Source organism: Longitalea luteola (genome assembly GCF_017356035.1).
In the GTDB taxonomy this organism is placed as follows: domain Bacteria; phylum Bacteroidota; class Bacteroidia; order Chitinophagales; family Chitinophagaceae; genus Niastella; species Niastella luteola.
This window is the reverse complement of record NZ_JAFIQX010000003.1, coordinates 494,079-510,179: the sequence shown is the minus strand read 5'-3', so window position 1 is coordinate 510,179 and position 16,101 is coordinate 494,079. Positions and strand designations below refer to the sequence as shown.

Genomic DNA, 16,101 nt, shown 5'->3' with positions numbered 1-16,101 from the left:
GTATTTATATTTTCCAAATTATTTAGTCTGCAACTGCAATTCAAGCAGCTTCATGAGCTCCCCTTTATCGATCAGCACCGGTTTGATCTGCAGCTCATGCATACCAGCAGGTAAGCTAATGGTGTCAATGTGCTGCTGCAGCACATTTGCGGCTGATCCACTACCGGTGATCCTTATTTGTTTTGAATAATTCCCGGTTTGTAAGAGAAAGCTGCCGCCGTTCCCTTCGCCGGTAAGATATTTCATATTTACAACAAAGCTACCGGCCTGTGTAGTACGGAATGTCCAGCCGAGCCACTGGTCATTCGATTTCCAGTTCTGCACATAATACTTACCCGCTTTGCCATCGCCATAACTGAAACCGCCACCATGTAACTGCGCATCGAATGCCAGTAAACGATGCTCCGCCATATTGGCCGCCAATACCCGCACGGAATCTGATTGCAAAGGCCCTTTTATGGTAAGCGCGATCACCGTGGTCAGCGTATCGGGCATTTTCGCCGGCAGATCGATCACCACGTCATTGTCATTTACCCGGGTGCACATTAAAGGCTTTTTTCCATCCAATAAGTATACTTTGGCAACATTACTCTTCAATCCTCCCACATATAATTTATTATCCGCAGGCCAGTTAAATACATGCAGATACATCGTATTGCCTTTCACTGTAGACACGCCCCAGTCCTGTAAAGGGAGCGGACTGGCTGCTGCTTCATAAATGCTTTCGCCATTCTTTTTAATCCAGGCGCCAATGCCTTTTAAGATCAACTGGTCTTTGCTATCGAATGTTCCATCGCCTTTCGGACCAATATTCATCAGTAGATTTCCACCACGTGAAGCTGCTTTTGCCAGTAAATGCACAAAGGCGCTCACCGGTTTATGACTGTTATCGTATTGATGATAACCATACGATTCATTGGTGGTAGGAATAGCTTCCCAGTTGCCTGTAACGGGGTAAAATTCCAATGGACGATCGGCGGTATTTTTATAATCTCCGAAACTGATATCAGCCGTCCTGGCCAGGCGTCCGTTCACAACTACTTTTTGATCTATTTCCCGGATCGCTTTCAGGATGCGGATATTTTCAGACAATGGTAATTTGGATGGCGTATCGAACCACAAAATATCGGGATGGTATTTCGTCAACAACTCCTGTATCTGTGGGATCGCTTTTTCATTTACATACTTTTGCGCTTTGAACAGCAACTCCGGATGAATATTGAACCAGTTCACACCACCGTGTAACTGCTTATCGCCGCCCGGATTATTATACTCCCAATCATTGCCCGGTGCATCGGGATGTTCCCAGTCAAACGCATGCGAATAATAAAAGCCGAACTTAATGCCATATTTATGACAGGCGGCAGCTAAAGCCGACATGGGATCACGTTTATAGGGCGTTTGCTGCACTATATTAAAATCGGAGACCTTTGAATCATACATGGCAAATCCATCATGGTGTTTGGCTGTAATGATCATATACCGCATACCTGCTTCTTTGGCCTGTTTTGCCCAGGCATCGGCATCAAACAATACGGGGTTGAACCGGTTTGCCAGCGCGAGGTAATCGGCCCGCGTGATCTTTTCCTTCCGCATCAGGTGCTCTGCATAGCCATCCACCCTTTTTCCTTTCCACTCGCCGCCGGGTAATGAATAAATGCCCCAGTGGATGAACATCCCGAAACGGGCCTGCTGCCACCATTGGATCCGTTCATCATGGTTTTTCATAGAGGCCGTCCACCAGCCGTTCACCGCTTCATCGATGGCCTGCTTATCACGCTCCCTGCCACGGCTGAACATCTCTTTATCTTCATCCCCGGTCATCTGGGGGAAGGTTCGCAATGCCAATAATATACAGGCAAGTGTAGTTAGTATATGATTCATTATTTATTCCTCAGTTATTTAGTTATTCAGTTTAATTCCCACGCCCTGAGCGCTCTCCAATAAACTTGTTAACTTATGAACCTGCTAGAGCCATATCAGCGGATGTCTCACAGGCAAATTCCTGATTACTTCTTCCACTTTGGGTTGATGATCTAATTTTTTCCAGGTAGTGAACCATTCTTTATTGCCGTATTGACTGGCGCCAAAGACCAGGAAGGGCTGCGCCACCGGCCAGTTGTCCCAATACATCACATCCGGTGGTTTTGGCCACTTACTTTTATCGGCAATAAAGGGATAGAGATACTCGATGCCTTTGCGGATATTCCGTCCATCGGATGTGGTATAGGCATACAAATCATCTTCCGTTGTAGAAAGGATCTGGCAGATGGTCGTCATGGCATCGAGGTTAAAGATCGAATAGCCATAGGGTTTTGTACGGCGCAGTTCCTGTGGAAAACTGCCATCAGCCGCCATCTGGTTAGGCAGTAAAACATTCTTGTACCGCTCGCGACAAAAGCGCATCAACTCTTTATTACCGGTAAACCGCGCAAAAGCCGCTGTTTGCATCACCCAGCAGGTACCATGATTATTGGCAGCGTTCATTTCATCTTTGCCATATTTATGCGTGGTGAGCCATTGCAGGTATTGCTCGAACCAGTTGCGGATCGCTTGGAGTACCTGGTGGTCCATACTTTTGGCATTTTCCATCACCAGCAGCCCCTGCACTACTTCCATGAGTTGAATGGTATCAATGATGCCGATCCCCCGGCCGGTGAACCTGCCTTTAATGGCCTGTGCATACTGCAGGTTAGGCTTCATCATGGTGGCCGTATCTACAAACCAGGCCTTACAATGCTGCAAAGCCTGTTTTACATACTTTTCATCGCCGGTGATCTCGTATGCCGAAGCCAGGGCGCCAACGATCTGGCTTAACCGGATCATAACCTGGCGGTGAGCTACGAAATTGTCGGGATTGGTCATGCCGTCCCGTTGGATGTACGGACTGTCGGGCTGTTGTGGGTTGGGCCACCAGTAATCACCTTCAGAAAAGAAATCGTGTTTACCACCGGCACTGCGTGGCGACGATTGGGCCGTAACCGTAACCGGCTGTTGCTGCAAAGCCCAGGCTGCTTCCTGCAGGATCTGCCTGCGCAGCGTTTTTATGATTGCTGCTTTGTAATCAGCACGGGCATCTTCCTTATTAATTACAACAAATGATTGTAATCCGTTTGCCGTAACAGCTAACAGGCATAAGCAGATCAATATCTTTTTTAGTTTCATAATCTTTTTTTGAACGTTGTAAGAACTGTCAGGTGCTTTATTTCGTCATAAACTCAAATGTCACCTTTCCCACCGTATTAGGTTTTCCTTTCACAGGTGACGAAATAGTTCCTTTCCATTTGCCCCTCTTATCCTTCTCTACTTTTATTTCCCGCCAGCTAAAGGCGCCTTTTTCATAATCGAACGTTTCGCCGTCATCATCGTACAGCAGATAGCTCGAGGGCTTTTCGCCATAATGACGAACAGTAAGATCAACCTTTTCACCGGCTGCCGGTGCATGTAACACTGGTTGCATCATGGGAATAATGCCCCCGTCTTTTACATAAACAGGTATTTTATCAAGTCCTGGCGTAACGGTTATTACTTCGCCATCACCAGCGAATGCGCCGGTATAGAAATCATACCAGCGGCCTTTAGGAAATACCACCTTGCGGGATTTTTGGCCGGCAAACAGCGGCGCCACCAACAGATGATCGCCGGCCATGTACTGGTCTTTTATCTCCTTCGACACGGCTTCGGCATATGGATTTTCTTCCAGGTTGGTGCTACCGATTTCGTTTTTTGATTCCGGTGCAAATCCTTCTTCGAGGTTCATTGCCCTGAAGGGTGGAATACCCTGAAAGTGATAGCGGGCAAAAGCAGTGTACCAGTACGGCATCATTTGCATCCGCAATAACGCCAGTTGCTTTACCGGTTCTGCCACTTCTTCATACGACCAGGGTTTGGTACCGCTGGCCCACGCATTGATCATGGCCATGGGCGAAAACACCACCGTTTGAAACCGGCGCAACCATTCTTCCGCAGATTTGGATGCCCTTGCTTCCGGGGTCCATAAAACACCTGCAAAACCGCTGTTGATCAGGGCTGTTATAAAATCTTTGTGATTATAATAATCGTTGTAAATGACATAGGGAAAAGAAGTACCACCGGCATTGGAGGCCCGCACAAGGCCAAAGGTTCTTTTATTCTGCTGACGAAACAGATCGGCGCTGTACCGCTGAACCAGCAGGCCATATGTCTGGCGCATTTGCTCGGCCGTTATACCAGATGGAAAAGTAGCTACATCGGGCCACAGGTAATGATCATATCCATCTACTTCATCGATCTTATATCCGCTTACACCGATAGCCACCTGGTTCTTTTGTAACTGATCAAAAAACAGGTTGCGGGCCTGCGGCAGGGTGAGATCGGGTACCACACCATTCCAAACAGTATGCGAACCTGTATAAGGAAGGATTGCTTTGTAGTTGGGCGCATCCGGCGACACATACGGATTGGTCCATAGATTAACGCGGATCTTATCTTTTAACAACTCCTGCACAAAACCAGCCGGATCGGGGAAGCGGATACTATCCCACGAGAAAGTGCATGGATAACTTTTGCTTTGCCAGCCAGGTTCCAGTCCGATAAAGTCGAGCGGATATCCTTTTTCCCGAAACGCCGCTATTTCCTTCTTTACATCTGCAGCCGTATACAAGGTCTTTACCCGCTGCGTGAAGCCCAATCCCCACCGTGGCGGCAAATAACCACCGCCATTAAAAAGATTGAAACGGCGAACAGCATCCAACGGGGTGGGGCCGCCAAATACATACACTTCTACCCCACCTGCAGGCACCAGGATCTCAACGGCATCGGAATACGGCCGCGCATTCCAGCTTTTATCGGTATTGCGGTCTTTGGCCACGGGTGCATTTTTACTGTCTTTTCGTACGGCCGTACCTGCATACACATTTATATATCGGGCTGTATTGATGAATATGCCATATCCTTTTGAAGAAACATAAAAAGGCGTAGGCGCATGGGTTCTACCATTGTCTTTTCCGCCATAATGATCTACATGCAGCTGCAAGATCTTCCCGCGCTGGTGAACGGTCTGAAAATTCAGTCCAAACCCATATACCTGTTCTTCTTTTTGCAAAGGGAATCGCAGGTATGTTTTGCCATCCACCACTTCAAACGTGATATCGCTTTGCGACAATGGAAATGTAGCTGGTGCAATGGCGGCAATCGCTTCCCTGGCCGGTAACGCCCCGGATGCTTTTAGCAGGTCATAGCTTTCAGGCACACCTGCCGTTGCTTTCCATATACCCGGTGCGGTTTCTATCCATTGCGTCTCCTGTGTAAATGCGATGGAAATCTTTATTGATAATACTATGACCAGCAAATATCGTCGTGGATTATGCATATGTACTTTGTTCTTCGTGACTGTGAACTTTAAACTGTGAACTCTTGTAAACTACTCAACCGGCACAATGGTATAAACTTTGCCCTTTTCCGTAGCGAAGTCAATGACATATCGCTTCGGGATCGAAAGTTCAGCCAATGCAGCGCCTGATTTATTTTCATAGGGTGGTTTTCCATAGGATGTATTGAGGTGATTGGCATTGCTGCCGCTTGCTTTTTTGAATGCTGCTTCTATTACTTTAACCGGATGCAGGGCACTGATGCGGCAGGGGCCGCCCACATGGGAAACGATCGTGGCTTTCGATAGTCTGCCTTCTTTCCATTCGATGTTAACGGTAAAATTACCACGGGCTTTAATGCCGCTGATGGAACCATTTCTCCAGACATCGGGCAATGCCGGCAACAACGCCAGATAGCCATTATGGCTTTGCAACAGGAGCTCCGTCATACCCGCTGTAGCGCCAAAGTTTCCATCGATCTGAAAGGGCGGATGCGCATCGAACAAATTGGGATAGGTTCCGCCACCACTCATGGCATCCCTGGTTACCAACGGATCTATATAAGTGAATGCATCGCTCAATATTTTATAAGCATGATTGCCGTCCTGCAAACGGGCCCACCAGTTTATCTTCCAGGCCATCGACCAACCTGTACTCACATCGCCACGATGTATGAGGGATTGTTTGGCCGCTGCCGCCAGCTCAGGCGTAGTAGCCGGGTTGATCTGGCTACCGGGGTACAATCCAAATAAATGCGATAAATGGCGATGTTTATCGTTCGGATCGTCCCAGTCCTTAAACCATTCCTGCAACTGGCCGTACCGCCCGATATGATAGGGATATAATTTTTCTTTTGCCTGTATCAACTGCCTGCGGAAGGCTTTATCGGTTTGTAAAAAGCTGCTTGTTTTAATGGCCGCCGTGAACAGTTCGCGAATGATGCTCATGTCCATAGTAGTTGCCATGCCAACCTGGTATTCCTTTCCATTTATCTTCATGGTATTTTCCGGCGAAGTAGATGGATTGGTGATCAGCCAGGTATTGGAACTATCGGCCAACAACCAGCGCAACATGAACTGCGCCGCCCCTTTCATCAACGGCCAGTTATTCCTCAAAAAGGTCTTATCGCCGGTGAACAAATAATGTTCCCACAAATGGGTACAGAACCAGGCGCCCGCCATTGGCCAGCAGCTCCAGCGCGGCATACCGCGCGGATCCCATTCATACCCGCCGGGCGGCGATGTTTTCGCCCACAGGTCTGAATTATGATGCACTACCCAGCCTTCGTTTATATTGTAATTCACTTTGGCCGTTTGCGCACCATTAACAGCCAGCTCCTTCATAAAATTGAATAATGGCTGATGACATTCAGACAAATTCGTATTTTCTGCCAGCCAGTAATTCATTTCTGTATTGATATTCGTAGTATAGTTACTGCCCCATGGTGGCTTTACATGATCGTTCCAGATGCCCTGTAAGTTCGCCGGACGGGAACCAGGCCGCGAACTGGCGATCAGGAGGTAGCGGCCAAACTGATAGTATAAAACCTGTAACTGCTGGTCTGTAGGTTTTGATGCATATTGCTTCAACCGCACATCAACCGGCAACTTAACCACATCTGGATCTGTAGCCAGTTTTAGTTCAACCCGTTTAAAAAGCGATTGGTAATCGCTGATATGCATTGCCTTTAACCGGGCGTACGACAATCCTCCTGCTTTATGCATATTTGTTTTCGCTTCAATGGAAGGATCTTTTCCTGCGAGTCCAGGTGACTTATCAAAACCATTAAAGCTGGTGGCTCCCGACAAATAAATGATCACTTCGTCAGCATTGCTTACCTGCAGCCTATCGCTTTGTTGCTGCACCCTGCCGCCTGTTGTAATGACCTTTACATGTACCTGGAAGTTCATACCTTCGCCTTTTTCTCCTGCAGAATCATACACCACCTGCTGCGGTTCATAATCCCTGTTGGCCACAAACTTCGGCGCTTTGCCTTGCAGCACCAGGTAATTGGCGGCCGTGGCATTTACTTTATATTTTAATTTACTGGTCAATCCCAGGCTGCCGTTGATGGCGCCGGGTTTGTCGGCAGTGATCCGCATCACCAGCACGTCAGCCGGATTACTGATAAAGGTCTCGCGTTGGTAGGTTACATTCCCTAACTTATAACGAACAGTAGCTACCGCGTTGTTCATATCCAGGTCGCGGTAATACATGGCCGGTACCGAATCTTCCACCTGCAAGCGCCACCACAGATCTGCCATCGGTAAATATCTTGCAGAATACGGCCCCTGCATCTTCTTCCATAATGCCGCAGCTTTTTCGTAATCGCCTGCAAACACGGCCTGCCGCACCTGTGGCAACACCGTTGGTCCATTGGGGTTATTACCCGGTTCCGGGTAGCCCGACCACAATGTGTTATCATTTAACTGCAGGCGTTCGGTAACTACTCCGCCGAAAACCATAGCACCTGTTTTTCCATTACCAAGGGGCAAGGCTTCTTCCCAGGCTACTGCTGGTTTATTGTACCATAACTTCAGATCAGGGTCATTTGCCTGCTGCGCAGGTAATGCACCAGTCACCAGCTGAAGAAAACAAAATATCGTTAGATTAAATTTCATTGTTGGTTATTTCTCGATCACGTGTGGCACACTTTGAAAGTGTGCCACACCAAAAGCACCTTACAGTTCCCTGAAAACAGTTTTCAAACCTTCGCTCTTTACACCTACCACCGATCTGCCGCCGTTGGTTTTCACCCTGATGATGGCCCGGCCATTGTATGCCTGTACATAATTCGAGCCGGAGGATGTTCCCTGGTTATCGATCAGCTTGCCATCTCCGGCTATGCTGAACCGGATCCAGTTGGAAGCATCGAGACATAATACCCCTTCATTGTCGAGTAGTTTTACCTGCATGGTAGCAATGCCGTTTTCGTCGCTTATTTTCTCCAACAACAAGCCTGCAGGTTTGCCCCATTTCGCAGTTTGATAATTGAAACTCATCGAATCGGTCACAATTACTTTTCCATTACGGGCAACCACTTTAACCTGGTAGGCGCCTTTATGCAACGGTATGCCCCAACGCAATCCTGCCGCCGGAAAATCCTGGCTGTTGCGCTTTTTAACACCGTAGCTTTTCCCATTCACAAACAATTCTGCTTCGGCACAATTGGAATACACTTTTATCATTTTCTCTTCGCCATCATTACCCCATCGTACCGGCCAGGAATGTCCGTAAATGTGCACCATGGGTTGAGTGGTCCAGTATGACTGAAAAATATAAAATGCTTCTTTTTTGGTAAGGTCCCTTTCAACCACGCCTTTCTGATTCATGTAGGGAATGGGGTTATCGGGCCGTACCGGCGTGGAGAAATCCTTGAAGGGCCATTGGGCGGTTCCGGTTAACCAGGGCATGGTTTCCTGTTCTTTCAAATGCCAGTCGACCAGGTTGCAGATATAGGATTCGCTCCAGTCGCCGTCTTTTGAAACGCGGGCAGCGCCGCCATACAGGCTGGCATCTCCTGCCCTTTCATCGGCGCCATTGCCTGTTTTTACTACTTGCAGCGCTTTATCCGGATTCTCGGAATGCCGGCCGGCGTGACTGTCACCACCCCACTCCACATGCAGAAAATGGTTTACCTTTTTAAATTCATCTTCCGATACCTGTTTATATTCTGTATATACCCCACGGTACCAGCCGGCCCAGATGGATGGGGAGTATACATCTACAATATCTTTACAAAAATCACAGCGGCGGATAGCCGTTTTGCGCGAAGGGTCTAATGTATGCGACAGATCATTGAGCTCTTTCATGAAGGTGCGGATCTTCTGCTTGTCAAATTCAGGGAAATCGCCAGGCCAGTCATTTTCATTGCCCAGGCCCCAAATGATCACGGAAGGATGGTTGTAGTGCTGCTCTATCATATTGGTGAGCATGCGGCGAGCCTGTTCCTGGTACACCGGGCCGCCCAAACCGCCGCGGCACCAGGGAATCTCTTCCCAAACCAGGATGCCTAAGCTATCGCATAGGTTCAGGATGATGCGCGACTGCTGGTAATGGCCCAGCCTGATGAAGTTAACGCCCATCTCTTTCATCATGATCATTTCCCGCCGCATCATATCTTCCGTCATGGCAGCGGCAACGCCCGCATGATCTTCGTGACGGTGCGTTCCCCGCAATAACAGTCGCTGGCCGTTCAGCAGGAATGGTCCATGATCCACAAATTCAAAATGCCGGAAACCGATCTTTTCTGTTTGAACATATTTGCTGTCGCCTGCTGTAACCGTTGCTTCTATCGTATATAAAACAGGTTTTTGAGGCGACCATACCTGAGGCGCCTTTACCGAAAGATCGGCCAGGTTCACTTCACCTGATAAACTGCCCGGTGAAACCTCTTTCTGTTGCACCAGTTTGCCAGCGGGATCGATGAGTTTTATTGAAACAGAGGCGGGCCCTTCAGCCCCGCTCCCAGCCCCCGCCCATTGGGGGGAGATAAAGAAACGCGCTGACAGATGTACATTACCGGTTTTACCAGCTTTATCAGTTTCCGCTTTCGCAAACAATTTGTCAATCGCCACGGCAGGGGTATATACCAAATTCAGGTAACGATAGATACCGCCATATACGTTAAAATCCGACAGGTTCGACGGGATCATTTCCAGGTCCCTGGTATTGTCAGTTCTTATGGCAATAGGTATTTTACCCCTGAACTGATCTTGAAATACGGAAGTTTTACGGAATGCGGCAACGGCTTCCGTTATATCTACTGTAAATTCATCATACCCGCCAATATGCGTTGCCACTTTTGTGCCGTACACATACACATCTGTTTTCTGACCTGCGCCTTCAAAAAAAAGCAGGGTACGGCCATTGCTGTATGGATTATCTATAACAAGCTGTGTTCTATACCAGGCAGGGCCCTGGTAATAATTCACATCCGGATCAACGGCGTCTTCAGCGTTTACACAATGCGGTAATTGCACCGGCTGCCACAAGGGTACGCTTTCCGGATTGCCTTTTCCTACCGGCCGCACAATTTCCCATATGCCCCCGGCATCCTGTTTTAAAAACTCCCAGTTGTCTGTTAAGCGGATCGATTGCTGGCCACGTGCTGATATGTTTACGATCAGCAATAAAAACAACCATTTTAATTTTTGCATTATATACTACAGTTTAAAACACTTACTAACCTCTCCCGCCCAATCCGGCCTTCCATTTGGGAAAGGAAAAGGGCATCTGGCAGAGAAGAAAACTCCGGGAAAGATAAGTAAGAACATCGCACCTGTTTTCAGATTGTACGGAATCGTTTCCGGGTTGCATTCGTTTCGTTAATCTTAAAAATTTGGCCCGGAACTATTAGGTAGTCCTGGGCCAAGCCAACTCCCAGCCTGCTCCATCAGTGGGCGGAGAGGAGAAAGTCAATCAATTTATTGTTTGTATTTATGGCTTCACACCGTACTCCACTACCCTGTCCACTACATGAATGGGGCCGTTGTCGCTTAAAATACCGGACGTGCGGCCAACGGTGACCCGAACGCTGTTGATAAAATCATTCACGCGCACTCTTGAATCGCGGTCGTTCGACAACTTCAGATACATTACACTTCTCGGATTGGCAGCATCAGCGCCTTCGGGCAGGAGCGTCTTCAACTCCACATTTTCCGAACCCAGGTTATCATAACTGTATTCATCCTGAACGATCAAATACAATAACCAGTTCTTCACCTGCTGCGGTGTGTACTGCGTCCAGCTTTTAGCTACTGCATTGTTCACTTTGTAACGTCCCCAATAGGTGTCCGTTGCCGTGGCCTGCGCAGCCCTGAAAACAGCATCGTTATGCAGAAAAATAAATGTTCTGCCGGCTTTCGTATATTCAGCTGTATCAATGCCTGAATAAATAATGGCATCGTACATGCGCTTGAAAACCGTATCGGGTTGTTTCAATACGCTTCGTTCCTTTAAGAATTGCCAGGCCGTTTTATGGATATGCGGATCGAGCGTACTCGTCTCATGATCGGTATCCGTTTGCAGACCAAGGCCTGCGATCTTGCGGCAGCTGGTCATGCAAACGACCAGCAAAGCAAAGAACAGGGCGCTATATATGATTTGTTGCTTCATTGTTGTCAGCTTTAGTATTACAAATTGGTTATTCAGAATAGGGATCGTTTTGCCGGATCAATGTATTCCTTGTCAAAGCCTGCCGCGAAATAGGCCACAGTATTTTTCGCGGATCATCGAAGCCGGTCTCACTGATATTAAGTAATCGCTGGCGATAACGTACCAGTGGGTCCATTACTTCTATTACGCGGCCTGTTCTTACCAGGTCGAACCAGCGTTTGCCTTCCCCGAAAAGCTCTAACTGGCGTTCATTGAGGATGGCCGTTTCAACATCACGCTCTGTCGGATAATCGGCGGCTGCCAATGGGGTTAATCCTCTCAGCGTACGAATGCGGTTAACGATGGTGAAAACAGGTGCTTTATTCGCGCTTGTTTTATTCAATGCTTCCGCACGCAATAACAGCACATCGGCCGTGCGGTACAAAGTCAATTTTGCTTCATTCTGCGCATTGGCCGGATATACAAATTTGTTGGAACTGTTCAGCGGATAGAATTTACCGATCTGGATAAGCCTGGTACCGGCAGTCACCATTGCGGTGTCGTAGGTAGCTGCGCGGCGGATATCGTTCTTTTCCATTTCATAACGCAGGAACACCGTACTGTCGATATAGTATTGCGACGTGTTACCCCCCGATCCTATTTTTGAGATACCATTGCCACCATCGCGGGTATAATCCCAGTGCATGCTCCAGATGGCTTCTTTTGTACTGGCCGGATCGAGAAAGATCTTTTTCCAGTCAGTAGAGTTGCTGGCAGAAACGTCGTATCTATAAGACAGGCTGATGAAATTCTGCGAGGATTCCAGCGCTTTGGTGTAATCCTTCTTCCACATATACACGTCCGTAAGCAGGGCCAGGATAGCGCCGGCGTTCATTTCCCAAATATTGGTGCTGGTCTTATCAACCAGGCTGTAAGCTTTTGTAAGATCAGGTATTATAACATTGTTGAGCACCTCATCAGCGGGTGTTCTTGGCGCCAAAGGTTCTTCGTTCAGGTCTTCATAAGGTTCCAGGCTAACCGGTACACCACCCCACAGCCTGATGGCAAAAAAATACATATAGGCCCGGATGGCATATGCCTGCGCCAGGTAATTATTCCGCTGCAGCTCGGTGAAGTTGCCGCTCAAAGCAATATCCGGAAGGTATTTAATGGCCAGGTTGGCACGGCCGATCGTCAAATATAAATTGTTCCAGTTGGCCGCTCCGGTCAGTGAATTCAATCCATTCAGGGTCACATTGATCTGGTTCTCACCCGTACCACCATACGTAAAGTTGTCTGACCGGGCATCGCCCCAATCGGTATAATTGCCGTTCAGTGTTCTTTGGATCCCATCGTATATCGCTGCCACCCCGGTTCGGGCATCATCGGGTGATTTCCAGAAACTTTCGGGCGACAGATCGGAAATGGGTTCCTGATCCAGGAATTTTTTACAGCCTGTACTTGCAAGCACGCCCGGGATCAGTATATAATAAAGGATTTTTTTCATCTGATTTTTTTTAAAAGTTCAGGTTAATACCAGCGCCAAATTCTCTTTTTCGCGGATAGCGGCCATTGTCCTGACCCATTTGCAACGCATTGTTAAAAGCGATCTCAGGATCATACCAGAAGTAATTCGTCCAGGTAAGCAAATTATTGCCGTACACATACACGCTGGCGCCTTTCATCTTTATTTTGGAAGTGACGTTTTTCGGCAGTCCATACGTCAAACGCACATTACGTAAGCGAATGAACGAAGCATCTTCCAGGTACAGGCTGCTTAATTCACGCGCATTACCCATACCATTATTTTTTGCCACCGGCCATTTGGTAATATCGCCGGGATTCCACCATGAACCGCGAATGTATTCCGGATCGGGCGTTACGTTCGTGGTGGCATTCGTATTCAACTGCTGGCGGCCGCGGTTGTACAATAACCCGCCCCAGCTCACATACACGTTGAAGGAAAGACTGACATTTTTATAGCTAAACTGGTTGGCGAGGCCTGCTACCCATTTGGGCTGCGCATTACCCAATGGAATACGGTCTGAGTCGTCTATCACACTGTCGCGGTTGTTATTCTCCCAGATCATGTCGCCGCCTTTCAAGATATTACCCTGTGTCTTCATTCTGTTCACCGGACCATTGTAGGCTTTGCCATCGAGCGTATAACCATTGAATACACCGCTTATAAATACAGGGGTCAATTGTTCCCACTCATCCGTATATGCGTTGGATTCGTCATACTGGTAAACGCCAAGGGCCTTCCAGCCATAGAAATCGCCTAAACGCTGTCCTTCCTGGGTGATCCAGTTGCCGGATGCAATGGGAATACCTCCATACAGGCTTTTAATGGTAGCGTTGTTGAACGACATATTATAGATTAGGTTCCAGGAGAAAGTATTATTACGTACCGGATAACTGTTGATCACAAACTCAAAACCTTTGTTTTGAATAGAACCGATATTTACATTCACTTCATTGAAACCTGTTTCATAGGGTAAAGGCGCCTGGTACAGGAGTTTATCTGTTATCTTATTATAATAATCAGCGGTGATCGTAAGGCGGCCGCGCAAAAACGACAGGTCAAGGCCCACGTTGAATTGTTTTGTTTCTTCCCAGCTTAGAGCAGGATTACCAAAGGTTCCTGAGGGGGCAACGCCTGAAACGCCATTGTACCAGTTACCATTCTCGTTATCTTCACTTTCACCAAATGTATAGGTCCTGATGGCATCATATTCTCCTATGCGGTCATTACCGGTAACGCCATAACTCGCGCGGATCTTACCATCGTCCAGGTATTTGTAAGCCCATTGCATAAATGATTCTTCGCTGAAGCGCCATCCTGCCGATACAGAGGGAAAATAACCCCAGCGGTTCTGTTTACCGAACTTAGAAGAAGCATCTGCCCTGAAATTACTGTTAATGAGATATTTTCCTTTGTAGCTATAACCGAGGCGGCCAAAAGCCGAAGTAGAAGTGTATCTTCTTTCCCTGGTATTGGGAATATTGTATACCTGCGGTGAATTCAGTGTGGTGACCTCTTCCGTTACAAAATTGGTTCCTGATATCTCTGAACCCCGGAAGAAATTTCGGTCGGCACTTACGCCTAACACGCCTGTTAAGGTATGATCGCCCAGAGTTTTATTGTAGTTCAAATAAGCCTGCAGCATCCAGTAAGTGGTGAGGTCCTGTTCATCGCTGCCATCATTGTCGTTGCCTGTATTGCTTAGTAATTTTGGCGCAAACTGCTCGTGATGTGTGTAATTGGACTTTACGTTGGCATCCACCGTCATTTTCAGGGAGGGCAGGAATTGATAACTGATATAATTATAGAAGTTACCGTCCATGATCTGGTATTCATTCTTCCTCAGCAAGGCTTCCGCCACGGGATTTCTACGGCCGCCGATCTGGCCTGCCAGGGTTCCATTGGGAAAATATACCCGAAAATGCGGTGGGCGCTGAATGGCCTGGTTCAGGGTATTGCCTTCATTGATGCGGTTTTCGGTTTGATAGGAGAACTGGATGCGGTTACCGTAGGTAAGCTTGTCCGTTGCTCTGTAATCTATATTGAATCGCCCGCGCATGATCTTGGCCCAGCTGTTGAGTATGATACCCTCATCCTGCAGGTAACCAAGGCTTCCGTAATAATTCAAATTGTGCGAAGCGCCGCCCAGGCTTACATCTACCTGCTGCCGCGTAGCCGTTCGGGTAAGCATGTCCTGGTAATCGTTATCGGCATTGAAGGAGGGATTCAGCGAATCAGGGCTTAAACCGCCTGAGCCATTTCGCTTCAACTCGAGCAGCCGGCGTTCGGCTGCATTGGCCTGTGGTATCTTGTGCGCCAGCTGGCTCATACTGGTCAGATAACGCACATCGAGCGTAGGTTTTCCTTCCCTGCCCTTTTTGGTAGTGATGATCACCACCCCGTTGGCCGAACGTGATCCATAGATGGCTGCTGAAGCCGCATCTTTTAATATTTCAATTGATTCAATGTCGTTGGGATTGATGCCGTCGATATTCACGCCTTGCGCACCGTCTACAATGTACAGCGGATCGGCGCCGCCCTGAAAGGTTCCAATACCACGGATGCGCACCGAGTTACCTGCCCCCGGACGGCCCGATTCCTGGGCGATCTGCAGACCAGGCGCCTGCCCCTGCATGGCATCCAGCACATCTATCGCCTGCCGCTCCTGGATCTGTTTGGATGTAACAGAAGAAATGGCGCCGGTAACATCTTTCTTACGCTGCGTGCCGTAACCTACCACAACCACTTCATCCATTGAAAGGTTAGCGGGGGATAATACAACGGTGATCTCCGATTGCGCACCTACCGGTACTTCCTTTGTGGTAAATCCAACCGAAGAAAAAACAAGAACAGCATTGGCGCCAGGCACCATCAGGGAAAATTTACCCTGGTTGTTCGTACTGGTACCTGTGTTGCTCCCTTTTAAGCTGACAGTAACCGCGCCCAATCCTTTTCCATTGGCATCATTTACCGTTCCGTGGATTGTAGTGTTTTGGCCTACCACCGTGTGTAAACAACCAGTAAGAAGAAGGAGGAGAACAAGTACCTGTCGTAGTGGGGCAAATAAATGCCGTGAAGAATTTGAATTCTTTTCCATACAGCAGTCAGTTTTTTACGGGTCATACAGCCAGC

General features: G+C 48.0%; 8 protein-coding genes. All 8 read right to left on the bottom strand.

Annotation, left to right across the window (positions count from 1 at the left end; genetic code table 11):
• Positions 1 to 18 precede the first annotated feature (18 nt).
• On the bottom strand, positions 19 to 1,884 hold the full coding sequence (locus tag JUB15_RS10625; RefSeq protein ID WP_207512442.1) for an alpha-L-fucosidase: 1,866 nt from the start codon (positions 1,882 to 1,884) through the stop codon (positions 19 to 21).
• A gap of 84 nt (positions 1,885 to 1,968) precedes the next feature.
• A complete protein-coding gene (locus tag JUB15_RS10620) occupies positions 1,969 to 3,165 on the bottom strand; it encodes an alginate lyase family protein (protein WP_207512441.1) in 1,197 nt (398 codons plus the stop codon).
• A gap of 37 nt (positions 3,166 to 3,202) precedes the next feature.
• Positions 3,203 to 5,350 (bottom strand): glycoside hydrolase family 31 protein, encoded by a 2,148-nt coding sequence (locus JUB15_RS10615; RefSeq protein ID WP_207512440.1) that lies wholly within the window; start codon positions 5,348 to 5,350, stop codon positions 3,203 to 3,205.
• Positions 5,351 to 5,401: 51 nt separating this feature from the next.
• The gene (locus JUB15_RS10610) at positions 5,402 to 7,969 is read right to left on the bottom strand and encodes a glycoside hydrolase family 95 protein (protein ID WP_207512439.1); all 2,568 of its coding nucleotides are present in this window, start codon (positions 7,967 to 7,969) and stop codon (positions 5,402 to 5,404) included.
• Between the two features lie 60 nt (positions 7,970 to 8,029).
• Positions 8,030 to 10,507 (bottom strand): glycoside hydrolase family 2 TIM barrel-domain containing protein, encoded by a 2,478-nt coding sequence (locus JUB15_RS10605; protein WP_207512438.1) that lies wholly within the window; start codon positions 10,505 to 10,507, stop codon positions 8,030 to 8,032.
• Between the two features lie 280 nt (positions 10,508 to 10,787).
• Complete coding sequence (locus JUB15_RS10600) at positions 10,788 to 11,465, bottom strand: fasciclin domain-containing protein (RefSeq protein WP_207512437.1); 678 nt, start codon at positions 11,463 to 11,465, stop codon at positions 10,788 to 10,790.
• A gap of 28 nt (positions 11,466 to 11,493) precedes the next feature.
• Complete coding sequence (locus tag JUB15_RS10595) at positions 11,494 to 12,951, bottom strand: RagB/SusD family nutrient uptake outer membrane protein (RefSeq protein WP_207512436.1); 1,458 nt, start codon at positions 12,949 to 12,951, stop codon at positions 11,494 to 11,496.
• A gap of 10 nt (positions 12,952 to 12,961) precedes the next feature.
• Positions 12,962 to 16,066, bottom strand: coding sequence for a SusC/RagA family TonB-linked outer membrane protein (locus JUB15_RS10590; RefSeq protein WP_207512435.1), 3,105 nt, complete (start codon positions 16,064 to 16,066; stop codon positions 12,962 to 12,964).
• Between the last annotated feature and the right edge of the window lie 35 nt (positions 16,067 to 16,101).

Coding starts and splice junctions, on each gene's coding strand:
- JUB15_RS10620 (WP_207512441.1), bottom strand. CDS start 3,165: ATGAAACTAAAAAAGATATTGATCTGCTTATGCCTGTTAGCTGTTACG.
- JUB15_RS10600 (WP_207512437.1), bottom strand. CDS start 11,465: ATGAAGCAACAAATCATATATAGCGCCCTGTTCTTTGCTTTGCTGGTC.
- JUB15_RS10610 (WP_207512439.1), bottom strand. CDS start 7,969: ATGAAATTTAATCTAACGATATTTTGTTTTCTTCAGCTGGTGACTGGT.
- JUB15_RS10615 (WP_207512440.1), bottom strand. CDS start 5,350: ATGCATAATCCACGACGATATTTGCTGGTCATAGTATTATCAATAAAG.
- JUB15_RS10590 (WP_207512435.1), bottom strand. CDS start 16,066: ATGGAAAAGAATTCAAATTCTTCACGGCATTTATTTGCCCCACTACGA.
- JUB15_RS10605 (WP_207512438.1), bottom strand. CDS start 10,507: ATGCAAAAATTAAAATGGTTGTTTTTATTGCTGATCGTAAACATATCA.
- JUB15_RS10625 (WP_207512442.1), bottom strand. CDS start 1,884: ATGAATCATATACTAACTACACTTGCCTGTATATTATTGGCATTGCGA.
- JUB15_RS10595 (WP_207512436.1), bottom strand. CDS start 12,951: ATGAAAAAAATCCTTTATTATATACTGATCCCGGGCGTGCTTGCAAGT.